A 22,496-nucleotide genomic window follows, 5' to 3' on the forward strand; every position below is an offset into this window, starting at 1 on the left:
GCGTTATACAACCCGAGGAACAGAACAGGCCACCCCGCGCACTGCGGAGTGGCCTGTCCCGAGGGAAAGACTCAGACGGTGAACCCGAGCGCCCGAAGCTGCTCGCGCCCGTCCTCGGTGATCTTCTCCGGACCCCACGGCGGCATCCAGACCCAGTTGATCCGGAAGTCGCTCACGAGGCCACCCGACGTCAGCGCCGCCGAGGTCTGGTCTTCGATCACGTCGGTCAGCGGGCACGCCGCCGAGGTCAGCGTCATGTCCAGCGTGGCGGAGTTGTCGGTCTCCACGCGGATGTCGTACACCAGGCCGAGGTCGACGACGTTGATCCCGAGTTCCGGGTCGACGACGTCGCGCATCGCCTCTTCGATGTCCTCGATCTTGGCGATGTCGGCGGGCACCGGCGACGCGGCCTGCTCCGGCAGGTCCGCGGCGGTGCGCCCTTCACGGAGGTCCGTCGAGGGGACCGCGGTCTCTTCGCTCATGCCTTCTCAGCTCCTGTGGGGGTGCGGGCCACGGCGTCCTTGAACGCCATCCAGCCGAGGAGGGCGCACTTCACGCGCGCCGGGTACTTGGCGACGCCCGCGAAAGCGATGCCGTCTTCGAGCACGTCCTCGTCGGGCTCGACCTTGCCCTTGCCCTGCATCAGTTCCACGAAGGCGTCCATGGTCGTGAACGCCTCCTCCACGGTGTGGCCCACGACGAGGTCGGTCAGCACCGACGTGGAGGCCTGGCTGATCGAGCAGCCCTGCCCCTCGTACGAGACGTCGCTGACCTTCCCGTCGTCGACCTTGACCCGCAGCGTCACCTCGTCGCCGCAGGTCGGGTTGACCTGGAACGACTCGGCGTCGAACGGGTCTCGCAGTCCGCGCCCGTGCGGGTTCTTGTAGTGGTCCAGGATGATGTCCTGGTACATGCTCTCGAGGTTCACTTCGCGACCCCGAAGAACTTCTGCGCCTCGCGGATCCCGGCCACGAGAGCGTCCACTTCGGACAGCGTGTTGTACAGGTAGAACGTGGCCCGCACCGTCGCCGGCACCGAGCACGCCCGGTGCAGCGGCCACGCGCAGTGGTGGCCCACGCGCACGGCGACACCCACGCTGTCGAGCACCTGACCGGCGTCGTGCGGGTGCACACCGTCGATCACGAACGACACCGTGCCGCCGCGGTTCGCGAGGTCCGTCGGCCCGATGATCCGCACGCCCTCGATCTCGCCGACGCCGGCGAGCGCGTGCTCGGTGAGCTCGTGCTCGTGCTCCGCGACGCGGTCCATGCCCACCGCGTTGAGGTAGTCCACGGCCGCGCCGAGGCCGACGGCCTGCGACGTCATCGGCACGCCCGCCTCGAACTTCTGCGGCGGCGGCGCCCACGTGGAGCCCTCCATGCGGACCATCTCGATCATCGACCCGCCGGTGAGGAACGGCGGCATCGCCTCGAGCAGCTCGCTGCGCCCGTAGAGCACGCCGACCCCGGAGGGGCCGAGCATCTTGTGCCCGGAGAACGCCGCGAAGTCCACGTCCAGCGCGCGCAGGTCCACGGCCCCCTGGCCGTGGACGCCGTGCGGCACCGACTGGCACGCGTCGAGCAGCGTCAGCGCGCCGACCGACTTCGCCTTCGCCACGAGCACGTCGACCGGGTTGATCGTGCCGAGCACGTTGGACTGGTGCACGAAGGCGACCAGCTTCGTGCGCGGCGTGATCAGCTCGTCGAGGTCCGACAGGTCCAGCCGGCCCTCGGGCGTCACCTTGAACCACTTCAGCGTCGCCCCGGTGCGCTGGCACAGCTGCTGCCAGGGCACGAGGTTCGCGTGGTGCTCCATCTCGGTGATCACGATCTCGTCGCCGGGACCGATGCGGAAGCGCTCGGCCTCCGGGCCGGCCGTGGCCGCGTTGCTCATCGAGTACGCCACGAGGTTGATGCCCTCAGTGGCGTTCTTCGTGAACACGAGCTCCTCCGGGGAGGCGCCGACGAACTCCGCGATCCGCGCGCGGGCGGACTCGTAGGCGTCGGTGGCCTCCTCGGCGAGCTGGTGCGCACCGCGGTGCACGGCGGCGTTGGAGGTCTCGAGGAACTTGCGCTCGGCGTCGAGGACCTGCGTCGGCCGTTGCGAGGTCGCGCCGGAGTCCAGGTACACCAAGGGTTTCCCGTCGCGCACGGTGCGGGACAGGATCGGGAAGTCGGCACGCAGTGCCGCCACGTCAAGGGGAACAGAGTTGGTCGGGCTGTTCGCCGTGGTGGTCATCGAGCCAACTCCTCTCGGTGTAGTCGGGAACTTCTCGTGCGCGGGCTCAGAGCGCCGCGGGCTCGGCCTTGCCCACGTACTTCACGTAGCCGTTCTCCTCCAGCTCGTCGGCGAGCTCCTTGCCGCCGGACTCGACCACGCGCCCGTCGGCGAACACGTGCACGAAGTCCGGGGTGATGTGCCGGAGGATGCGGGTGTAGTGCGTGATCAGCATGACGCCGACCTCGCTGCTGTTCTTGTACTCGTTGACCCCGTCGGAAACCACGCGCAGCGCGTCGACGTCGAGCCCGGAGTCGGTCTCGTCGAGGATCGCGATCTTCGGCTTGAGCAGCGCCAGCTGCAGGATCTCGTGGCGCTTCTTCTCACCGCCGGAGAAGCCCTCGTTCACCGAGCGCTCCGCGAACTCCTGAGAGATGCCGAGCTTGCCCATCTCGTCCTTGACCTCCTTGACCCAGTGGCGCAGCTTCGGGGCCTCGCCACGGACCGCGGTGGCCGCGGTGCGGAGGAAGTTGGACATCGAGACGCCGGGCACCTCGACCGGGTACTGCATGGCCAGGAACAGGCCGGCGCGGGCGCGCTCGTCCACGGTCATCTCGAGCACGTTCTCGCCGTCCAGCAGCACCTCGCCGGAGGTCACCACGTACTTGGGGTGGCCGGCGATGGCGTAGGACAGGGTGGACTTGCCCGAACCGTTGGGGCCCATGATCGCGTGGGTCTCGCCCGACCGGATGGTCAGGTTGACGCCCTTGAGGATCTCCTTGGGGCCTTCCTCGGTGTTCACCGAGGCGTGCAGGTCCTTGATTTCCAGCGTAGCCATTCTCAGTTTCCTAAAGTCTGATGTGGACGGACGACGGGGCCTAGACGCCCACGGCTTCGAGCTCGGCTTCGATCGCCGCCTCCAGGCGCTCGCGCACCTCGGGCACGTCGATCTTGACCAGGATCTCGTGGAAGAACCCGCGCACGACCAACCGGCGCGCGGCATCCTCGGCGATCCCGCGCGACTGGAGGTAGAACAACTGCTCGTCGTCGAACCTTCCCGTCGCGCTCGCGTGGCCGGCGCCTTCGATCTCACCGGTCTCGATTTCGAGGTTCGGCACCGAGTCCGCGCGCGCACCCGGCGTGAGCACCAGGTTCCGGTTGAGCTCGTAGGTGTCGGTGGCCTCGGCGGCCGCCCGGATCAGCACGTCGCCGATCCACACGCTGTGGGCACCGTCACCCTGCAGCGCGCCCTTGTACATCACGCGCGACTTGCAGTGGGGCACGGCGTGGTCCACGAACAACCGGTGCTCCTGGTGCTGGCCGGCGTCGGAGAAGTAGACGCCCAGCATCTCCACGTCACCGCCGCGCTCGGCGAAGGCCGCCGTCGGCGAGATGCGGACCAGGTCGCCGCCCAGGGTGATCACGATGTGCTTGAGCGCCGCGTCCCGGCCGAGCTTGAGGTGCTGTTCGGACACGTGCACCGCGTCGTCGGCCCAGTCCTGGACGCTCACCACGGTGAGCTTCGCCGAATCGCCCACGACGAACTCGACGTTGTCGGCGTACGTGCCCGAGCCGACGTGGTCGAGCACGACCACGGCCTGCGCGAACGCCTCGACGCGGACCTGCAGGTGCCCGTACGCGACCTCGCCCACGCCGGGGCCGTGGATGCGCAGCACCGACGGCTTCGTCGCAGCGGTCTCCTTCGCCACCGTCACGACGGTGGCCTGCTTGAAGGACGAGTACGCCTGCGCGGCGATCCGGTCGCTCGGCACGCCGGCCTCGCCGAGGCGGGCGTCGTCGCGGTCGACGGTCTCGATCTTCAGCTCGGGCGCCGCGTCGGTCTCCAGCGTGATCTCGCCGGAGGCGACCGCGCTGCCGTCGTGCAGGCCGCGCAGCCGCTTCATCGGCGTGAACCGCCAGTTCTCCTCACGACCGCCGGGGACCTCGAAGGCCTCGACGTCGTAGGAGGTGAAGCGCTCCGCGCGGGAGGCGGCCGGGACGACCGCTCCCTCGCGAATCGCCTCGGAAACGTTGTTCTCGGTAACCGACATGACTAGCCGACGGACCCTTCCATCTGGAGCTCGATCAGGCGGTTCAGCTCGAGCGCGTACTCCATCGGCAGCTCACGCGCGATGGGCTCGACGAACCCGCGCACGATCATCGCCATCGCCTCGGCCTCGTCGAGACCGCGCGACATCAGGTAGAACAGCTGCTCTTCGCTGACCTTCGACACGGTGGCCTCGTGGCCCATGGACACCTCGTCGTTGCGGATGTCCACGTACGGGTAGGTGTCCGAGCGCGAGATCGTGTCCACGAGCAGCGCGTCGCAGACCACGCTGGAGCGCGAGTGGTGCGCCCGCTTCGCGACCTTCACGAGGCCGCGGTACGAGGTGCGGCCACCGCCGCGTGCCACCGACTTCGACACGATCGTCGAGGAGGTGTGCGGCGCGAGGTGCTCCATCTTGGCGCCCGCGTCCTGGTGCTGGCCCTCGCCCGCGAACGCGACCGAGAGGACCTCGCCCTTGGCGTGCTCACCCATCAGGAAGACCGACGGGTACTTCATCGTCACCTTGGAACCGATGTTGCCGTCGATCCACTCCATGGTCGCGCCCTCTTCGCACTTGGCGCGCTTGGTGACCAGGTTGTAGACGTTGTTCGACCAGTTCTGGATCGTCGTGTAGCGGCAGCGGCCGCCCTTCTTCACGATGATCTCCACGACCGCGGAGTGCAGCGAGTCGGACTGGTAGATCGGCGCGGTGCAGCCCTCGACGTAGTGCACGTAGGCGTCTTCGTCGACGATGATCAGGGTCCGCTCGAACTGGCCCATGTTCTCGGTGTTGATGCGGAAGTAGGCCTGCAGCGGGATGTCCACCTTCACGCCCTTGGGCACGTAGATGAACGAGCCGCCCGACCACACCGCGGTGTTCAGCGCGGAGAACTTGTTGTCCCCGGCCGGGATCACGGAGCCGAAGTACTCCTGGAAGATCTCCGGGTGCTCCTTGAGCGCGGTGTCGGTGTCCAGGAACAGGACACCCTGCGCCTCCAGGTCCTCGCGGATCTGGTGGTACACGACCTCGGACTCGTACTGAGCGGCGACGCCGGCGACGAGACGCTGCTTCTCCGCCTCGGGGATGCCGAGCTTGTCGTAGGTGTTCTTGATGTCCTCGGGCAGGTCGTCCCAGCTCGCCGCTTGCTGCTCCGTGGAGCGCACGAAGTACTTGATGTTGTCGAAGTCGATCCCGGAGAGGTCGGCCCCCCAGTTCGGCATCGGCTTCAGCTCGAAGAGCCTGAGCGCCTTCAAGCGGGCTTCGCGCATCCACTCCGGCTCGGACTTCTTCGCCGAGATGTCGGTGACGACATCCGCGTTGAGCCCGCGACGGGCGCTGGCGCCCGCCTCGTCGGAGTCGGCCCAGCCGAACGCGTACTTGCCAAGGGACTCGATGGTCTCTTCCTGGCTCAGTGGCGCGGTGGTGGGAGTGCGCTGCTCGGCAGCGGCAGTCATGCGGGTTTCCCTCCATTCGGGATCCGTGCTGTGCGCCCCGCGGACGGCTGGGCCGGCTGGGCCGGCTCGGTCGTCGTGCGGAGCCTGGTGCTTTCCGGCTCGGGAAGGGCCGGGGTACCCGACGGTCCGACGGGTACGTGTGTGGTGCACGCGTTGTCACCGCGTGCGATCGTCGCCAGCCGCTGCACGTGGGTGCCGAGCAGGCGGGCGAACGCCTCGGTCTCGGCCTCGCACAGCTGCGGGAACTCCGCGGCGACGTGCGCGACCGGGCAGTGGTGCTGGCAGAGCTGTTCGCCAACGCCGACCTGACGGGTCGACGCAGCGTAGCCCTCCCTGGTCAGCGCCGTGGCCAGGGCCTCGGCGCGCTCCGCGGGATCACTCGAACCGGTGATGGCCGAGCGGTGCGGGCCGACCAGCCGGTCGACGCGGCTCTCGGCGAACGCGCGCACGGCGTCGGGGCCGGCGTGCTCGGCGAGGAACCGGATGGCCGACACGGCGAGGTCGTCGTAGGCGTGGCCGAACCGGGCGCGGCCCGACTCGGTGAGCAGGAAGAGCTTGGCCGGGCGGCCGCGGCCGCGCGGGCCGCGCCGCGACGCGTCGCGGGTCTCGGCCTCACCGTCGGCCACCAGCGCGTCGAGGTGCCGGCGGACGGCCGTCGGGCTGATGCCCAGCTGCTCGGCGACCACCGCGGCGGTCATCGGGCCCTGCTCGAGCAACAGGCGCGCCACCTCGTGGCGCGTGCGCCCTTCGGCCACGCTGACCTGCACGGGAACGCCGACGTCCGCGGCGCGCGGCTGCTCGCCGTGCTCCACTTCCGGGGTCCCGTTCTTTTTCACAACACAAGTGTGTCTTATTTCCGGCCCACGAGCAAAGGCGGGGTGTCCGGCAGTGACTCGCATCACGGGAGCAGGGACTCGATACGCTTCGTGGCGTGGCAGTCGGCGAGCACCCCGTGCAGCGGGACCCGGAAGTGGGCGTACCCGGCGACACGGCGACGACCGTGGCGCCACCGTCCGCGGTGCCCTCACCCGTCCGCCCGCGCGAGCCGCAGCCGCTCGACGCCGCCGAGCACCGCGGGCTCGGCGTGGTCCGCCGCTTCGGCACGGTCGGCTCGCTGTTCCTCGCCCTCGGCTCGCTCGGCGCCGGTGCCGCGCCCGTGATCAATCCGGTCCAGGACCTGCCGGTATTGCGCCTGTTCACCCGGATGCCGACGGTGTCGCTCGCCATCGCGTTCTCCGGGATGGGCATCCTCGTGCTGAGCTGGCTCATGCTCGGCCGGTTCGCGCGGCCCGCGAGCGCGCGCCTGGCCAGCCGCGGGCAGCTCGCGCGCACGATCGCGATGTGGGTGGCGCCGTTGCTGCTCATCCCGCCGCTGTTCTCCCGCGACGTGTACAGCTACCTCGCCCAGAGCGAGATCGTGCACCGCGGCATGGACCCCTACGAGCTGGGCCCCGCCCAGGCGCTCGGGGTCGCCGACCCGCTCACCGCGGGCGTCGCCAACATCTGGCGCGAGACCCCGGCGCCGTACGGGCCGCTGCTGCTGCGCCTCGGCGGCTGGCTCGCGCCGGTCGGCGGCAACAACATCGTGGCCGGCGTGCTGCTGCAACGCGCGCTCGCACTCGTCGGCGTGGTCCTCATCGTGTGGGCCGTGCCGCGGCTGGCGCGCCGCTTCGGCGTGCAGCCGGCGACGGCGCTGTGGCTGGGCGCGGCCAACCCGCTGCTGATCTTCCACTTCATCGCCGGGGCCCACAACGACGCGCTGGCCATCGGCCTGATGGTCGCCGGGCTGGAGGTCGGCATCCGGCGCCTGCCCGTGCGCATCAAGGGCGACACCCCGCCGCCGCTGGCCAAGGGCGAGCTGCTGTGCATCGCGCTCGGCGTCGTGATCATCACGCTCGGGGCCGCGGTCAAGGTGCCGGCGCTGCTCGCGTTGCCGTTCTTCGCCGTGATGGTGGCGCGGCGCTGGCACGGGAGCATCAAGGACCTCGTGCGGGCCGGAGTGCCGATGGCGCTGCTGTTCGGCGTGGTGCTCGTCGCGGTCTCCTACGGCACCGGCCTGGGCTTCGGCTGGGTCGGCGCGCTCGGCACCCCGGGGCTGGTGCGCTCGTGGATCTCCCCCACGGCCGAGCTCGCGAACCTCGGCGGCGTGCTCGGGATCGCACTGGGCCTGGGCAACCACACCGACGCGCTCGTGCCCATCGTCGGCGCGCTGGGCTACGTCGTGATCGCGCTCGTCACGGTCAAGTTCCTGTGGGCGAGCTTCAAGTGGCGCTACCGGCCCATCATCGGCCTCGGCGTCGCCCTGGGCGCGGCGATGATGCTCCAGATCAACCTGCAGCCGTGGTACGTGCTGTGGGCCGTGATCCCGCTCGCCGCGGCGGCCGGGACGTCGCGGTTCCGCGTGGCCGCGACCGTGATCAGCGCCGGGCTGCCGTTCCTGCTGCCGCCGACCGGGAGCTCGTTCGACGGCCACGCCTACATCCTCCCGTGGGCCTACGGCGCGGCCGTCGTCGTGACGCTCGGCGGGCTCGCGATCGTGCGCCGGGTCGCCCCACAGCTGCTGTCGAGGACGTCCCCGGAACGGCCCGCCGTCACCGACGTCGTATCGTGATTGGTTGTGGACAACCCCGCCGTCGAGATCACCGGCCTGGTGAAAAGCTACGGCTCCACCACCGCGGTCGACGGACTCGACCTGCGGATGGAGCGCGGCTCGCTGCTCGCCCTGCTCGGGCCCAACGGCGCGGGCAAGACGACCACCGTCGAGGTCTGCGAAGGATTCCGCCGGCCTGACGCCGGAAACGTCCGGGTCCTGGGCCTCGACCCCGGGAAGGACGGCGCCCGGCTGCGCCCGCGCGTCGGCATCATGCCGCAGGGCGGCGGCGCCTACCCGGGCGTGCACGCCGGTGAGATGCTCGGCCTGGTCGCCTCGTGCGCGGCCCACCCCCTCGATCCCGCGTGGCTGCTCGACGTGCTGGGTCTGGCCGGTGCGAAGCGCACGCCGTTCAAGCGGCTCTCCGGCGGGCAGCAGCAACGGCTTTCGCTCGCGTGCGCGCTCGTCGGGCGCCCGGAACTCGTGTTCCTCGACGAGCCGACCGCGGGCATGGACCCGCAGGCGCGGCGCCTGGTCTGGGAACTGCTCGCCGCGCTGCGCACCGACGGCGTCAGCGTGCTGCTCACCACGCACCTCATGGAGGAGGCGGAAGCGCTCGCCGACCAGGTCGTGATCGTGGACCACGGCAAGGTCGTGGTGGAGGGCACGCCCCACGCGCTCACCCTCGAAGCCGGCGACGCGGCGCAATTGCGCTTCCGCGCGCGCACGCGGCTGGACACGACGTTGCTCACGGCCGCTTTGCCCGAGGGTTACCGGGTGACGGAGTCTTCGCCCGGTTCGTACCTCGTCGAAGGGCCCGTCGACCCGCAGGTGGTGTCGGCCGTCACTTCGTGGTGTGCGCAACAGGGTGTGCTGCCGGAAGAACTGCAAGTCGGGCGCCGCACGCTCGAAGAGGTTTTCCTGGAACTGACCGGACGGGAGCTGCGGGCATGAGCACGACGTTCCCACCGGGCACGTTCACCCCGGCGCCGGGCCGCGGTTCGCTGGGCAAGATGCTGCGCACGCACTCGCGCGTCGAGGCCGCGCTGACGTTGCGCCACGGCGAACAGCTGCTGCTCACGCTGATCATCCCGCTGGCGCTGCTGATCGGCCTGAGCCTGCTCGACGTGCTGCCCGCGAGCCAGCTCGGTTCGGCGTCCAAAGTGGACTGGATCACGCCGCGGATCCTCGCGCTGGCCGTGCTGTCCTCGGCGTTCACCGGCCAGGCCATCGCACTCGGCTTCGACCGCCGCTACGGCGTGCTGAAGCGCCTGTCCGCCACGGCGCTGCCGCGGTGGCTGCTGGTGGCGGGACGGCTGGTCGCCGCGCTCGTGGTGGTCGTGCTGCAGTCCGTGGTGATCGGTGTGGTGGCGGCGTTCCTGGGCTGGTCGCCGTCGGCCGCGGGCATCGGCGCGGCGATCGTGCTGCTGGTGCTGGGCACCGCGGCGTTCGGCGCGCTGGGCGTGCTGCTGGGCGGCGCGCTGCGCGCGGAAGCCGTGCTGGCGCTGGCGAACGTCGTGTGGTTCGTGCTGCTGCTCGCCGGCGGGATCCTGCTGGCGCCGTCGGTGCTGCCGACGGGACTGGGCGTGGTCGTTTCCCTGCTGCCGTCGGGTGCGCTGGCGGAAGGCATGCGCGCGGCCTTGGTGGACGGTCACTTCGCGGCCGGCCCGATGGCCGTGCTCGCGGTGTGGGCGGTCGTCGCCGGGCTGATTGCGACGCGCACCACGAAACTCACCTGAACCGGTCGTGAAAGGCGCGTGAGAAAAGCGCGTCCGGGTGTGCGGCGAGAAAACGCGGAATTGCCCGCGAGTACGATTCCCCGCGTGTCCCTTCGCAGTTTGATCGCCCGCCTGCCCTATCCCTCCGCCGCGGTCCAGCGGGGCGTCGGCATCGCCGCCGTGGTGGCGCAGGGCGGGATCGGCGTCACGGGATCCGTGGTGCGGGTGACGGGTTCGGGCCTCGGCTGCCCGACGTGGCCGCAGTGCGTGCCCGGCAGCCTCGTGCCGGTGCAGCACCCGGGGATCCACGCGGTGAACCAGTGGATCGAGTTCTCGAACCGGATGCTGACGGGCGCCGTCATCGTCGTCGCGGCGCTGGCCGTGCTGACGGCGTGGCGCATCCTCGTCGACCACCCGAGCCGCCGCCGGCTCTTCGTGCTCGCCTGGACGATGCCGGGCGGCGTCGTGCTGCAGGCCGTGCTGGGCGGAATCACGGTGCTGGCGAAGCTCGAGTGGTGGACGGTCGCGATCCACTTCCTCGCGTCGACACCGCTGATCTGGCTCGCCGTGCTGCTGCTGAAGGCGTTCGGTGAAGGCGACGAACCCGCCCGGCCGCTCGTCGCGCCGCTGGGCCGCAAGCTCCTGGTGGTGCTCACGGTGCTCATGTGGGCCGTGCTCATCGCCGGCACCACCGTCACCGGCGCCGGCCCGCACGGCGGCGACATCAACACCCACCGCCTCGACGTGCCGATCGAGCAACTCGCCCAGGTCCACAGCGGGCTCCTCATCGCCTACCTCGTGGTCCTCGCGGTGTTCGGCCTCGTCCTGATGCGCTCGGCCACCCCGCGCGGCGTCTGGCAGCGCTACGCGTGGGTCTGGGGCGTCGCGCTCGCGCAGGGCGTGCTGGGCACCGTGCAGTACGCGCTCGGCGTCCCCGAAGCCATGGTCTCGTTCCACGTCCTCGGCTCGGCCCTGGTGATCGTCGTGACGGCCACGCTGTGGACCGGCACCCGCGACCGCGGCCCGGCCGTGTCCCTGGAACCGGTGCCGCCCGCGGCTGCGCGAGCCGACGCCGGCGAGCTGACGCCCCGGACGGCCACACGGGCGTAACTCCGCGTCGACGCGTCGTCGGCACTGCGGACAGAACGGGCACCTACCCTTCGGCGCGGAACCGCCAGCCGAAGCGCCGCGAGGTGACGCTCATGACCGCCGTCCCATCGAGCCCGACCACGAACACCACCACGGGGAAACCGTTGCTCTCCGGCCGCCGGGGACCGGTCGAGATGGTGGTGCTGAAGACGATCCTGCTGGTGCCGTTCGTGGCACTCCTGGCGGCCGTGCCGCTGCTGTGGGGCTGGGGCCTGAGCTGGGTCGACGCGGCGCTCGCCGTGGTGTTCTACACGTTCGGGACGCTCGGGGTGACCGTCGGGTACCACCGGTACTTCACCCACGGCGCGTTCAAGGCGCCGCGGGCGCTGCGCATCGCGCTGGCCGTCGCGGGCAGCATGGCCGTGCAGGGCTCGGTGATCTTCTGGGTCGCGAGCCACCGCCGCCACCACGCGTTCGCCGACCGCGAGGGCGACCCCCACTCGCCGTGGCTGTTCGGCACGTCGCCGGCCGCGCTGCTGCGCGGGTTCTGGCACGCGCACATGGGCTGGATGTTCAAGCGCGAGGTCACCAACGCCGACCGCTTCGCCCCGGACCTCGTCGGGGACCGCGACCTGCGGGTGGTGAACCGGTTCTTCTGGCTGTGGATCACGCTCAGCCTCGGCCTGCCCGCCGCGCTCGGCGGGCTCCTGACGTGGTCGTGGTGGGGCGCCGGCACGGCGTTCTTCTGGGCCGGGCTGGTGCGCATCGCGTTCCTGCACCACGTGACGTGGTCGGTGAACTCCGTGTGCCACCTGATCGGCGAGCGCCCGTTCGCCAGCCGCGACCGCGCCGCCAACTTCTGGCCGCTGGCCCTGCTGTCCATGGGCGAGTCGTGGCACAACTCCCACCACGCCGACCCCACCTGCGCCCGCCACGGCGTGCTGCGCGGCCAGGTCGACGTGGCGGCCCGGGTGATCTGGCTGTTCGAGCGCTTCGGCTGGGCCACGGACGTGCGCTGGCCGCGCGCGGACCGGCTGGCCGCCAAGCGCGTGAAAGCCGCTTAAGCGAGCTGCTGGCGCACCGCTGACGCGAACCTCAGCGGTGCGCCGGCGTCGGCGTTGCGGAAGCCCAGCGACGGTTCCGTCAGTTCGAGTTCCAGCACCAGCGGGTGCCCGTCCTCGCCGCGGACGACGTCGACGCGGGCGTACAGGAGTTCGGCGCGCAGGATGCCGAGCAGCGAGCACGCCGCGTCGAGCGCGTCCTCCGCGACGGCGCGCACGCCCGGCGCCGGGACCGCCGCGGCGAGCTTCTCCGTGAGGAACAAGCCCGACGGATCCACTCCGGACCCGAGCATCGCCGCTTTCGTGAAGGCGTGCGAATACACGCCGCCCAGGTACACGAGGGCGATCTCACCCTGGGTGTCCACACTGGACTGGTACGGCTGCACGAGCGCGGTGCGCCCGTCGGCGTGCAGGGTGCGCAGGTGTTCGGCGGCACCGGCGGCGTCGGCGCCGAACCGGGCCGCGCCCACGGAACCGGCGCCCACCGAAGGCTTCACCACGAACGGCACCTTCGGCCACTGCGCCTGCTCACCCGGCTCGAGCAGCGTCGTCGGCACGGTGGGCACGCCCGCGTCGAGCAGTTCGACGAGATAGGACTTGTCGGTGTTCCAGCGCACGACCGCGGCCGGGTTGCACAGCGCCGGCACGCTTTCGCACCAGTCGAGGAACTCGGCGCGGCGCTCGGGGTAGTCCCAGGTCGCGCGCAGCACCACGACGTCGGCGGCGGAGAAGTCCACGGCCGGGTCGTCCCACACGCCCCAGCGGACGGTGAACCCCAGATCGGACAGCGCGGAGACGGCGGCGTTGTCGTCGCCGTCGCCCTCGGGCATCTTCGCGCAGGCGGCGAAAACGGCTTCGCGGGTCACCGGCCGGCTCGCGGACCGGCCATCTTGCGGCGGTGGGCCGCGCCGATCTTGGTCTGCTTCACGGTCTCGCTGTCCCATTCGGCGGGTTCGAGGTCCTCGACGGCCTCGACGAGCGCGGTACCCGTTTCCGGAGCCGGCACGACCACGTCGCCCATCGCGCCGTCGGCCCCGACGAGCACGACCCGCGCGCCCACGCGGCCGATGTTCTCGACCACCGCACGCGACGGCTTTCCGTGCCGCGTCACGAAGTCGCGGGCGGCCGCCAGCTGGCGCGCCGTCGGTGCGGGGGGCTTCTGCTCGGTGTCCTCGGCCACGTCGGCGAGCTTAACCGCTCCCACCCGGTGGCGCGGAACAAGCGTGGCGTCGGCCATAGTGGGCACCGGTGAGTGATCCCGATGCGAGGAGGAAGCATGCCGACCGCAGTGCAGGTCCGGAAGACCGGTGGCCCCGAGGTGCTGGAGCTCACCGAGATCGAGGTCGGCTCACCGGGCACCGGTGAGCTCCTGGTGGACGTGGCCGCGGCCGGCGTCAACTACATCGACACCTACCAGCGCCAGGGCATCTACCCGCTCGAGCTGCCGTTCGTCCTCGGTCTCGAGGGGGCCGGCACGGTCACCGAGGTCGGCGAGGGTGTCACCGGGTTCCAGCCCGGCGACCGCGTGGCCTGGCAGGGTTCGCTCGGCAGCTACGCGAGCCGCAAGCTGCTGCCCGCCGCCGTCGCGGTGAAGGTGCCCGCCGGCGTGACCGACGAGGTCGCCGCCGCGACGATGCTGCAGGGCGTGACCGCCCACTACCTGGTCCGCTCGACGTACGAGGTCAAGCCGGGCGACGACGTGCTGGTCCACGCCGCGGCCGGCGGTGTCGGCCTGCTGCTGGTGCAGCTCGCGAAGGCGCGCGGTGCCCGCGTGATCGGCACCGTGTCCACCGACGCGAAGGCCGAGCTGGCCCGCGGCGCCGGCGCCGACCACGTGATCCGCTACGACCGGGAGGACTTCGCGAAGGTGACGCGCGAGCTCACCGGCGGCGAGGGCGTGGACGTGGTGTACGACGGCGTCGGCAAGGACACCGTCGACGGCAGCCTCGCCAGCCTCAAGATCCGCGGTCTGCTGGCGCTGTTCGGCGCGGCCAGCGGCCCGGTGCCGCCGATCGACCCGCAGCGCCTCAACCAGGGCGGTTCGCTCTTCCTGACCCGCCCGACGTCCGGCCACTACGTGCGCACGCGCGAAGAGCTCGACTGGCGCGCGGACGAGCTGTTCGCCGCCATCACCGACGGCTCGCTCGACATCCGCGTCGGCGGCCGCTACCCGCTCGCCGACGCCCGCCGGGCCCACGAGGACCTGCAGGGCCGGCGCACGACCGGGAAGCTCATCCTCATCCCGTGACGCGCGACCGCCGGGCCGGGTGCGGGCCCGGCCCGGCGGTTCAGCGCCTGCGCTTCTTCGGGGGTTTCTCCTTCACCCGCACCGCGCGCCAGTGGTAACCGTCCTGCTCGGCGCGCTCGACCGTGAACTCGACTTCGGCACCCGGGTCCAGGCTCCGGAACCCGTCGCCGTCGACGTTCGAGTAGTGCGCCCAGACCTGCTCGGGCACCGTCCGGGCGTCGAGCACGCCCCAGCCCCGCTCGTCGTGCCAGAGCACGACCCAGCCGGTGTGGACGGTCTCCGCCACGGTCAGCTCTTGTCGGTCGGCACTGCGACGGCGTCGGTGACGAACACCAGCGTCTCGTTCGCCTTGATGCCGTTGCCGCCCTGGCCGTAACCGAGGTCGGGCGGGATGATCAGCAGGCGGCGCCCCCCCTGTTTGATGCCGACGAGGCCCTGGTCCCAGCCGGGGATGACCTCGCCCGCACCGAGGTGCAGGGAGAACGGTTCACCGCGGTCGAACGAGCTGTCCAGCTTCTGCTTGTCCGACCACGTGACCAGCGTGTAGTTCATCGACAGCTGCTGGCCGGCCTTCGCGCCGTTGCCGGTGCCCGCGACCAGGTCCTTCGTGATCAGCTTCTTCGGCGGATCGCAGTCGTCCGGGATCGTGATGGTCGGCGGCTGGCCGAAGTTCCCGGTCGTCTTGATGTCGTCCGCGGTGCACTCGCGGCCCTGGGGCTGCGCGGCCTGCGCGGCCGAGCTCGACGGGGCGGCCGGGGCCGACGGGGTGGCCGGCTGGGCCGCGGTGTCGTCGCCGCCACACGCGGTCAGGCTGAACGCCGCGGCCACGGCCACGGCGCCCACGGAGGCGATCTTGCCGATTGTCTGCATGCCGGAAACCCTAACCAAGGCCCGTGAGCGCCGGGACGGCGTCACCGGTCTGGACCACGCCGAGCCGCTGGGTCGCGCGCGTGAGGGCCACGTACAGGTCGTTCAGCCCGCGCGGGGACGCGGCGACGATCTCGTCCGGCGCCACCAGCACCACGGAGTCGAACTCGAGGCCCTTCGCGCGCTCCACCGTGAGCACGCTCACGCGGTCACCCAGATCCACCAGCGCCGCCACGGCCTCGAGCCGGGCCGCCGGCACCAGCACGGCCACCGTCCCACCGTCCACAGCGGACAGTTCCGTCGCGACGAGCCCCGGCAGGTCGGCGGTGAGGTCGCTCGTCGCTTTCGACCACGGCGGCACGCCGGTCTCCCGCACCGACGCCGGCGCGGCGAGGTCCACGTCCAGCTCTGCCAGCACCCGCGCGGCCACGGCCATGATCTCGGCCGGTGTGCGGTAGTTCACGGTCAGCTGCTCGAGCCGCCAGCGGTCGCCGACGTAGGGCGAGAGCACCTCGTCCCACGTGCGCGCTCCCCCGGCCGCGCCGGTCTGCGCGACGTCGCCGACCAGCGTCATGGAGCGGTTCGGCGACCGGCGCATCAGCAGCCGCCAGTCCATCGCGGACAGCTCCTGGGCCTCGTCGACGATCACGTGCCCGAAGGTCCACGTGCGGTCCTGCGCCGCGCGCTGGGCCGCCGTCAGCTCGCTGCGCTCCTGCTGGCGTTCGGCGAACAGCTCGGCGTCGAGCACGTCGGACACCCGCAGGATCTCCTCGTCCTGGGTCTCCTCGTCCTGCTCCAGGATGTGCAGCACGCCCTCGGCGTACGCGCGCTGCACGCGTTCGCGGCGCTTGCGCTCGGCGCGCTCTTCGCTGTCGTCCTCGCCGAGGAGCTCGGCCAGCTCGTCGAGCAGCGGCACGTCGGCGGGCGTCCACTTCGCGTCGCGGCCGCTTTCCAGCAGCGCGCGCTCGGCCTCGGACAGGAGCTTCCCGGCGGCCTGGTCGAGGCGTTCGCGCTCGGCGAACAGGTCGTCGAGCAGGCCTTCCGGGCTGAGTTTGGGCCACAGCTGGTTCACGGCAGCGGCGACGGCGGGGCTCGCCGCGAGCTCGGCGCGGATGTCCTGCACGTCCTGCGCGTCGAGCAGGTCCTCCCCCAGCTTGCGGGCGGCCTGGCGGGTCAGGGCGTCGAGCACGTCGGACACGAACAGGCGCCGCGCGAGGTTGTGGGGCCGGCGCGAACGGCGGGCGCGCGTGCGGGCCTCGGCGCACGTCTTGCGGTCGAGCTTCAGGATCTCGCGCTCGTGCTCGATCTCCAGCACGGGCTCGGGCACGCGCTGGCAGTCGCGCACGGCGTTGGCGAGCACGTCGGCCATCACCAGGCGCCCCTTGACCTCCGCGGCCTCCGGCGCCTCGGCGCCGTCGGCGTCCAGGCCGGGCCACAGCTGCCCGATCGTGGCGAGCAGCACACCGGTCTCGCCCAGCGACGGCAGGACCTGGCCGATGTAGCGCAGGAACGTGCTGTTGGGTCCGATCACGAGCACGCCGCGCGTGGTGAGCTGCTGGCGGTGCGTGTAGAGCAGGTACGCGGCGCGGTGCAGCGCCACGGCCGTCTTGCCGGTGCCCGGCGCGCCCTGCACCACCATCACACCACCGAGCGGCGCGCGGATGATCCGGTCCTGCTCGGCCTGGATGGTGGCGACGATGTCGCTCATCTCACCCGTGCGGCGCCGTTCCAGCGCGGCCAGCAGCGCGGCCTCACCCGCGAGCCCGAGGTCCTGCCCCTGGTCGGCGGCGCTGAGGTCCAGGATCTCGTCGTCGAACCCCGTCACGCGCCGGCTCAGCGACCGCAGGTGCCGCCGCCGGCGCACCCCCTCGGGCGACGCGGCCGTGGCCAGGTAGAACGGCCGCGCGACCGGCGCCCGCCAGTCGATCAGCAGCGGCCGGTACTCGTCGTCCTCGTCGAACAACCCGAGCCGGCCGATGTAGGTCGTCTCCTCGGCGGCCTCGGGGACGAAGTCCAGGCGCCCGAAGCACAGCCCCTGCTCCACCGACCCCAGCTGCGCGAGCCGGTCGGTGTACAGCGTCGTGGCGACGTCCCGCTCCGTGCGCGCCTGCGGGGTGCCGCCGGCCTGGCGGAGTGTGCCGTCGAGGCGCCGCTGGGCCTCCGCCCGCTCGGCGTCGAGCTTCGTGTAGAGCGTCGAGACGTACGCCTGCTCGCGCGCCAGCTCGGCGGCGTGCTCGGGCGTACCGTCCTCGAGGGCGCGGTCTGCTTCCCGGTCCGGGGACACGGACAAGAGAGATCCTGCTTTCGCATCGGGGAAAGGCGGCGGAGAGCCGGAAAAGCACAACGGCCAACCAGACTACGCCATTCCCCGGCGTCGTTCAGCGGGCTCGACCGGCGTGAAAACCGGGCGCGCACGCCGAAACGCCGCCGGACCGGAAGGGCCTCGGCGGCGTTGTGGCGGGAAGAAGGGCCTAGAAGGGCAAACCGAGCGTCGGCAGCCCGATCGCCGAGTCGACGGCCAGCGCGACGAACACGATCATCAGGTACGTGTTCGAGCGGTGGAACAGCGACATGGGCTTCGTCTCCTCGCCGCGGCGCACGGCGGCCTGGAGGCGGTGGGCGTAGAAGAGGAACCAGGCGCCGGCGAGGACGGCGAAGGTGCCGTAGAGCCAGCTCGTCACGGGCAGCAGCAGGAGCGTCCACGCGACCATCACCCACGAGTAGATGACGATCTGCTTGGCCACGTGCTGCGGGGTCGCCACGACGGGCAGCATCGGCACGCCCGCGCGTTCGTAGTCCTCGCGGTACTTCATGCCCAGTGCCCACGTGTGCGGCGGCGTCCAGAAGAAGATGACGCCGAACATCACGAACGCGGGCCACTGCACGGTGCCCGACACGGCGGCCCAGCCGATGACCACCGGCATGCAGCCGGCGGCGCCGCCCCACACCACGTTCTGCGACGTGCGGCGCTTGAGGCCGAGGGTGTAGACGAAGATGTAGAAGAGGATCGTCGCGATCGCGAGGATCGCCGACAGCAGGTTCACGGTGAAGTACAGGACCGCGAACGAGGCGACGCCGAGCACGAGCCCGAAGATCAGCGCGTTGCGCCGCGGCACCGAGTCCTTCACCAGCGGGCGCCGCTTGGTGCGGTTCATCACCTTGTCGATGTCGGCGTCGATCACGCAGTTGAGCGCGTTCGCGCTGCCGGCCGCCATCGTGCCGCCGACGAGCGTGGCGAGCACGAGCCACGGGTTCGGGATCTCGCGCCCCGCCAGGAACATCGCCGGGATCGTGGTCACGAGGAGGAGCTCGATCACCCGCGGCTTCGCGAGCGCGGCGTACGCGCCGACGACCTGGCGCAAGCTTCGCCGGGCACCGTGCGGTCGTTCACCGGTCGGGTGTTCGGCGCTGGTGCCCTCGCTGCGTCCGTGCGCAGCGTCCACCAACGACATTTCACTCCCTGAGTCAGTTCGGGGCCGGGCGGCGGTCCGGAGGGCCGCGATGGAACTGGTGAAGCTCCCGGACCAGGCCCGCGCTCGATGTTAGACGTGGCGAATCCGGTGGGTGATCGAGGGTCCTCGACACGCCGGGGCCTGTCTTCTGCGTCACGCCACCGGGTGCGCCCGCCGCCGGGCCGCCGCGCCGCCGTGTTCGCGAACGGACCGCTCGCGCGCGCCGAGTGTCCCCTTTGCACGGTCTGTGACCAGCGCCGGACCACGAGCGACCCGCACGGGCGGGATCACCCGGCCGGACGGGCCGGTCCGGCCGTCGCGGCTGCCCCCCGAACACCCCAAGCACTAGTCTGTCGCGGACGGGCCGAGTGGTGCCCGGCACAGGGCTGCCAGCAGGAATATCGTCTCTTCGGGATCGATTGAGATTACTGGCAGTGCGCACCGGCAACACCACGAAGGAAAGCAAGCGACAACCTCAGGACGGGGAGTTCGAGTTCAGTGTCCGAAACCGCCTCTACCAGCGAGAACAACCCTTTGCTCCGGCGTAACGTGCCCGCCGACTGGACCGACACCGACACCCGTGCCGTCGACACCGTCCGGGTCCTGGCCGCGGACGCCGTGGAGAAGGTCGGCAGCGGGCACCCGGGCACCGCGATGAGCCTCGCTCCGCTGGCGTACACGTTGTTCCAGCGGACGCTGCGCCACGACCCGGCCGACCCCGCCTGGCGCGGGCGCGACCGGTTCGTGCTGTCGGCCGGTCACTCCAGCCTCACCCTCTACATCCAGCTGTACCTCGCCGGCTACGGCCTCGAGCTCGAGGACCTCAAGCAGCTGCGCACGTGGGGTTCGCTGACCCCGGGCCACCCGGAGTACGGCCACACCAAGGGCGTCGAGACGACCACCGGCCCGCTCGGGCAGGGCCTGGCCAACGCCGTGGGCATGGCGATGGCCGCCCGCCGCGAGCGCGGCCTGCTCGACCCCGACGCCGCGCCCGGCGAGAGCATCTACGACCACCACATCTACGCGATCGCCTCCGACGGCGACATCGAAGAGGGCGTCACCTCCGAGGCCTCGTCCATCGCGGGCCGCCAGGAACTGGGGAACCTGATCGTCTTCTACGACGACAACAAGATCTCCATCGAGGACGACACCACGATCGCGCTGTCCGAGGACACCGCGCGCCGCTACGAGGCGTACGGCTGGCACGTGCAGGTCGTCGAGGGCGGCGAGGACGTCACCGCGATCGAGGAGGCCATCGAGGCCGCCAAGGCGGAGACGGAGCGCCCGTCGTTCATCGTGCTGCGGACCATCATCGGCTACCCGGCGCCCACCAAGATGAACACCGGCAAGGCCCACGGCTCGGCCCTGGGCGCCGACGAGGTCAAGGCCGTCAAGGAGATCCTGGGCTTCGACCCGGAGCGCGACTTCCAGGTCGACGACGAGGTCATCACCCACACCCGCAAGGCGCTCGAGCGCGGCAAGAAGCTGCACGCCGAATGGCAGGAGCGCCACGACGCGTGGGCCGCCGCGAACCCCGAGCGCAAGGCGCTGGCCGACCGGCTCTCGACCCGCACCCTGCCCGAGGGCTTCGCCGACGGGCTCCCGCACTGGGACGTGGACCCCAAGGGCATCGCGACCCGCAAGGCGTCCGGTGAGGTGCTCAACGCGCTGCGCGACCCGCTGCCCGAGCTGTGGGGCGGTTCGGCCGACCTCGCCGAGAGCAACAACACCACGATGAAGGGCGCCGACTCCTTCGGCCCCGTGAAGGCCGCCACCTCGACGTGGAACGCCCACCCGTACGGCCGGACGCTGCACTTCGGCATCCGCGAGCACGCCATGGGCTCGATCCTCAACGGCATCGCGCTGCACGGCGGCACGCGGCCCTACGGCGCGACGTTCCTCATCTTCTCCGACTACATGCGCCCGCCGGTCCGGCTCGCGGCGCTGATGGGCCTGCCCACGCTGTACGTGTGGACGCACGACTCCATCGGCCTCGGCGAGGACGGCCCGACGCACCAGCCGATCGAGCAGCTGTCCGCGCTGCGCGCGATCCCGGGCCTCAACGTCGTCCGCCCGGCGGACGCCAACGAGACCGCCTACGCGTGGAAGGCGGCGCTGGAGGACATCCACCACCCGTCGGGCGTCGCGCTGACGCGCCAGAACGTGCCGGTGCTGGAGGGCACCGACATGGAAGGCGTGAAGCGCGGCGGGTACGTCCTCGAAGAGGCCTCCAACGGCACCCCCGAGGTGCTGCTGATGGCGACCGGTTCCGAGGTCCAGCTGGCCGTGGCGGCCCGCAAGACGCTCGAGGCCGAAGGCGTCCCGACGCGCGTCGTTTCGATGCCCTGCTTCGAGTGGTTCGACGCGCAGGAGCAGTCCTACCGCGACGCCGTGCTGCCCCCGAACGTCAAGGCGCGCGTTTCCGTCGAGGCCGGCGTCGCCCAGTCGTGGCGCCGCTTCACCGGTGACGCGGGGGTGAACGTTTCGATCGAGCACTTCGGCGCTTCGGCCGACGCGGCCACACTGTTCCGTGAGTTCGGGTTCACCCCGGAGCACGTGGTGGAGGCCGCCCGTCGCTCGATCGCCAACACCAAGAACTGAATTTTTTCGAAGGGGATGAAGCAGAAATGAGCACCACTGATCGGCTCGCGCAGCTTTCGGAGGCGGGCGTCTCCATCTGGCTGGACGACCTCTCGCGCGAGCGCCTGAACTCGGGCAGCCTCGCGGCGCTGATCCGCGACAAGCACGTCGTCGGCGTCACCACGAACCCGACGATCTTCGCGAACGCGCTGTCGAAGGGCGAAGCCTACGACGCGCAGGTGAACGAGTTGGCCGCCCGCGGCGCGGACCTCGACAGCACCGTCCGCGAGCTGACGACCTCCGACGTGCGCAACGCCGCCGACCTGTTCCGCGACGTCTACACCGCCACCAACGGCGTCGACGGCCGCGTGTCCATCGAGGTCGACCCGCGCCTGGCGCGCGAGACCGAGAAGACGATCGCCGAGGCCAAGGACCTGTGGAAGACGGTCGACCGGCCGAACCTGATGGTCAAGATCCCGGCCACCGCCGAAGGCCTGCCCGCCATCACCGCGGCGCTGGGCGAGGGCATCAACATCAACGTGACGCTGATCTTCTCCGTCGAGCGCTACGCACAGGTCATCGAGGCGTTCTTCGCCGGGCTGGAGCTGGCGAAGGCCAACGGTCACGACCTCAAGGGCATCCACTCCGTGGCGTCGTTCTTCGTGTCCCGCGTGGACACCGAGGTCGACAAGCGCCTCAACGCGCTCGGCACCGACGAGGCCAAGGCCCTGCTGGGTGAGGCGGCCATCGCCAACACCCGGCTCGCCTACGCCAAGTTCGAGGAGCTCTTCGCGACCGACCGCTGGAAGGCGCTGGCCGCCGAGGGCGGCAACGCGCAGCGTCCGCTGTGGGCCTCGACCGGCACGAAGGACCCGGCCTACTCCGACACCCGCTACGTCGACCAGCTCGTGGTCAAGAACATCGTGAACACGATGCCCGAGAAGACGATGGACGCGGTGGCGGACCACGCCGAGCTCACCGGTGACACCGTCACCGGCCGCGGCGCCGAGGCGCAGGGCGTGTTCGACAAGCTGAGCGCGGCCGGCATCGACGTGCCGGACGTGTTCAAGACGCTCGAGGACGAGGGCGTCGAGAAGTTCGAAAAGTCCTGGCTGGAGCTGCTCGAGAGCGTGACCGGCCAGCTCAACAAGGCGAAGGGCTGAAGCCAGACC

The 22,496-nt window shown here is 71.0% G+C and carries 21 protein-coding genes; 8 read left to right on the forward strand and 13 right to left on the reverse strand.

The genetic code is table 11. The features are described 5' to 3' along the window. Positions 1-71: 71 nt before the first annotated feature. The 7 genes from ACIA77_RS12630 to ACIA77_RS12660 are packed head-to-tail and all read right to left on the reverse strand — an operon-like array spanning position 72 to position 6,555. A complete protein-coding gene (locus tag ACIA77_RS12630) occupies positions 72-482 on the reverse strand; it encodes a metal-sulfur cluster assembly factor (RefSeq protein WP_395885965.1) in 411 nt (136 codons plus the stop codon). Continuing rightward, a complete protein-coding gene (sufU, locus tag ACIA77_RS12635) occupies positions 479-928 on the reverse strand; it encodes a Fe-S cluster assembly sulfur transfer protein SufU (RefSeq protein ID WP_395885966.1) in 450 nt (149 codons plus the stop codon). Before sufU ends, ACIA77_RS12630 begins: the two co-directional genes overlap by 4 nt. Next, entirely contained in the window at positions 925-2,238 is a 1,314-nt protein-coding gene (locus ACIA77_RS12640; RefSeq protein ID WP_395885967.1) for a cysteine desulfurase, read from the reverse strand. Before ACIA77_RS12640 ends, sufU begins: the two co-directional genes overlap by 4 nt. Before the next feature lie 46 nt (positions 2,239-2,284). Continuing rightward, positions 2,285-3,055, reverse strand: coding sequence for a Fe-S cluster assembly ATPase SufC (sufC, locus tag ACIA77_RS12645; RefSeq protein ID WP_395885968.1), 771 nt, complete (start codon positions 3,053-3,055; stop codon positions 2,285-2,287). Between the two features lie 40 nt (positions 3,056-3,095). Beyond that, the gene (gene sufD, locus ACIA77_RS12650) at positions 3,096-4,268 is read right to left on the reverse strand and encodes a Fe-S cluster assembly protein SufD (RefSeq protein WP_395885969.1); all 1,173 of its coding nucleotides are present in this window, start codon (positions 4,266-4,268) and stop codon (positions 3,096-3,098) included. 2 nt (positions 4,269-4,270) lie between these two features. Then, a complete protein-coding gene (gene sufB, locus ACIA77_RS12655) occupies positions 4,271-5,719 on the reverse strand; it encodes a Fe-S cluster assembly protein SufB (RefSeq protein WP_395885970.1) in 1,449 nt (482 codons plus the stop codon). After that, a complete protein-coding gene (locus ACIA77_RS12660; RefSeq protein WP_395885971.1) occupies positions 5,716-6,555 on the reverse strand; it encodes a helix-turn-helix transcriptional regulator in 840 nt (279 codons plus the stop codon). The genes sufB and ACIA77_RS12660 overlap by 4 nt, the downstream gene beginning before the upstream one ends. 134 nt (positions 6,556-6,689) lie before the next feature. Between ACIA77_RS12660 and mptB the strand changes: the two genes are divergently transcribed. The 5 genes from mptB (at position 6,690) to ACIA77_RS12685 (ending at position 12,180) form a co-directional block, all read left to right on the forward strand. Beyond that, positions 6,690-8,330: a polyprenol phosphomannose-dependent alpha 1,6 mannosyltransferase MptB gene (gene mptB / locus ACIA77_RS12665; RefSeq protein ID WP_395886206.1), complete on the forward strand. Its 1,641-nt coding sequence runs from the start codon at positions 6,690-6,692 to the stop codon at positions 8,328-8,330. Between the two features lie 6 nt (positions 8,331-8,336). After that, entirely contained in the window at positions 8,337-9,263 is a 927-nt protein-coding gene (locus tag ACIA77_RS12670) for an ABC transporter ATP-binding protein (RefSeq protein WP_395885973.1), read from the forward strand. Continuing rightward, positions 9,260-10,048 (forward strand): ABC transporter permease, encoded by a 789-nt coding sequence (locus tag ACIA77_RS12675; RefSeq protein WP_395885974.1) that lies wholly within the window; start codon positions 9,260-9,262, stop codon positions 10,046-10,048. Before ACIA77_RS12670 ends, ACIA77_RS12675 begins: the two co-directional genes overlap by 4 nt. An 84-nt stretch (positions 10,049-10,132) precedes the next feature. After that, a complete protein-coding gene (locus ACIA77_RS12680) occupies positions 10,133-11,137 on the forward strand; it encodes a heme A synthase (protein WP_395885975.1) in 1,005 nt (334 codons plus the stop codon). Positions 11,138-11,229: 92 nt separating this feature from the next. Next, positions 11,230-12,180, forward strand: coding sequence for an acyl-CoA desaturase (locus ACIA77_RS12685; RefSeq protein ID WP_395885976.1), 951 nt, complete (start codon positions 11,230-11,232; stop codon positions 12,178-12,180). Here the strand turns inward: ACIA77_RS12685 and ACIA77_RS12690 are convergent. After that, on the reverse strand, positions 12,177-13,043 hold the full coding sequence (locus ACIA77_RS12690) for a RimK family alpha-L-glutamate ligase (protein WP_395885977.1): 867 nt from the start codon (positions 13,041-13,043) through the stop codon (positions 12,177-12,179). The genes ACIA77_RS12685 and ACIA77_RS12690 overlap by 4 nt on opposite strands. After that, positions 13,040-13,357, reverse strand: coding sequence for a hypothetical protein (locus ACIA77_RS12695; protein WP_395885978.1), 318 nt, complete (start codon positions 13,355-13,357; stop codon positions 13,040-13,042). Before ACIA77_RS12695 ends, ACIA77_RS12690 begins: the two co-directional genes overlap by 4 nt. Before the next feature lie 96 nt (positions 13,358-13,453). On the opposite strand from ACIA77_RS12695, the gene ACIA77_RS12700 reads away from it, so the two are divergent. After that, positions 13,454-14,425 (forward strand): quinone oxidoreductase family protein, encoded by a 972-nt coding sequence (locus ACIA77_RS12700; protein WP_395885979.1) that lies wholly within the window; start codon positions 13,454-13,456, stop codon positions 14,423-14,425. A 40-nt stretch (positions 14,426-14,465) separates the two neighbouring features. Here ACIA77_RS12700 and ACIA77_RS12705 read toward each other — a convergent pair whose 3' ends face one another. The 4 genes from ACIA77_RS12705 to ACIA77_RS12720 form a co-directional block, all read right to left on the reverse strand. After that, entirely contained in the window at positions 14,466-14,711 is a 246-nt protein-coding gene (locus tag ACIA77_RS12705; RefSeq protein ID WP_395885980.1) for a cold-shock protein, read from the reverse strand. 2 nt (positions 14,712-14,713) lie between these two features. Next, positions 14,714-15,295: an FKBP-type peptidyl-prolyl cis-trans isomerase gene (locus ACIA77_RS12710; RefSeq protein WP_395885981.1), complete on the reverse strand. Its 582-nt coding sequence runs from the start codon at positions 15,293-15,295 to the stop codon at positions 14,714-14,716. 10 nt (positions 15,296-15,305) lie between these two features. Beyond that, positions 15,306-17,582: a HelD family protein gene (locus ACIA77_RS12715; protein ID WP_395885982.1), complete on the reverse strand. Its 2,277-nt coding sequence runs from the start codon at positions 17,580-17,582 to the stop codon at positions 15,306-15,308. A gap of 181 nt (positions 17,583-17,763) precedes the next feature. Further along, positions 17,764-18,744, reverse strand: coding sequence for a heme o synthase (locus ACIA77_RS12720; RefSeq protein ID WP_395885983.1), 981 nt, complete (start codon positions 18,742-18,744; stop codon positions 17,764-17,766). Between the two features lie 498 nt (positions 18,745-19,242). On the opposite strand from ACIA77_RS12720, the gene tkt reads away from it, so the two are divergent. Both tkt and tal read left to right on the forward strand, forming a co-directional pair. Then, positions 19,243-21,345, forward strand: coding sequence for a transketolase (gene tkt / locus ACIA77_RS12725; RefSeq protein ID WP_395885984.1), 2,103 nt, complete (start codon positions 19,243-19,245; stop codon positions 21,343-21,345). A 26-nt stretch (positions 21,346-21,371) separates the two neighbouring features. After that, positions 21,372-22,487, forward strand: coding sequence for a transaldolase (tal, locus tag ACIA77_RS12730; RefSeq protein ID WP_395885985.1), 1,116 nt, complete (start codon positions 21,372-21,374; stop codon positions 22,485-22,487). Positions 22,488-22,496 lie beyond the last annotated feature (9 nt).

Source organism: Amycolatopsis sp. NPDC051903 (assembly GCF_044452505.1).
Classification (GTDB): Bacteria; Actinomycetota; Actinomycetes; order Mycobacteriales; family Pseudonocardiaceae; genus Amycolatopsis.

Coding starts and splice junctions, on each gene's coding strand:
- ACIA77_RS12630 (WP_395885965.1), bottom strand. CDS start 482: ATGAGCGAAGAGACCGCGGTCCCCTCGACGGACCTCCGTGAAGGGCGC.
- ACIA77_RS12640 (WP_395885967.1), bottom strand. CDS start 2,238: ATGACCACCACGGCGAACAGCCCGACCAACTCTGTTCCCCTTGACGTG.
- sufC (WP_395885968.1), bottom strand. CDS start 3,055: ATGGCTACGCTGGAAATCAAGGACCTGCACGCCTCGGTGAACACCGAG.
- sufD (WP_395885969.1), bottom strand. CDS start 4,268: ATGTCGGTTACCGAGAACAACGTTTCCGAGGCGATTCGCGAGGGAGCG.
- sufB (WP_395885970.1), bottom strand. CDS start 5,719: ATGACTGCCGCTGCCGAGCAGCGCACTCCCACCACCGCGCCACTGAGC.
- ACIA77_RS12675 (WP_395885974.1), top strand. CDS start 9,260: ATGAGCACGACGTTCCCACCGGGCACGTTCACCCCGGCGCCGGGCCGC.
- ACIA77_RS12685 (WP_395885976.1), top strand. CDS start 11,230: ATGACCGCCGTCCCATCGAGCCCGACCACGAACACCACCACGGGGAAA.
- ACIA77_RS12700 (WP_395885979.1), top strand. CDS start 13,454: ATGCCGACCGCAGTGCAGGTCCGGAAGACCGGTGGCCCCGAGGTGCTG.
- ACIA77_RS12710 (WP_395885981.1), bottom strand. CDS start 15,295: ATGCAGACAATCGGCAAGATCGCCTCCGTGGGCGCCGTGGCCGTGGCC.
- ACIA77_RS12720 (WP_395885983.1), bottom strand. CDS start 18,744: ATGTCGTTGGTGGACGCTGCGCACGGACGCAGCGAGGGCACCAGCGCC.
- tal (WP_395885985.1), top strand. CDS start 21,372: ATGAGCACCACTGATCGGCTCGCGCAGCTTTCGGAGGCGGGCGTCTCC.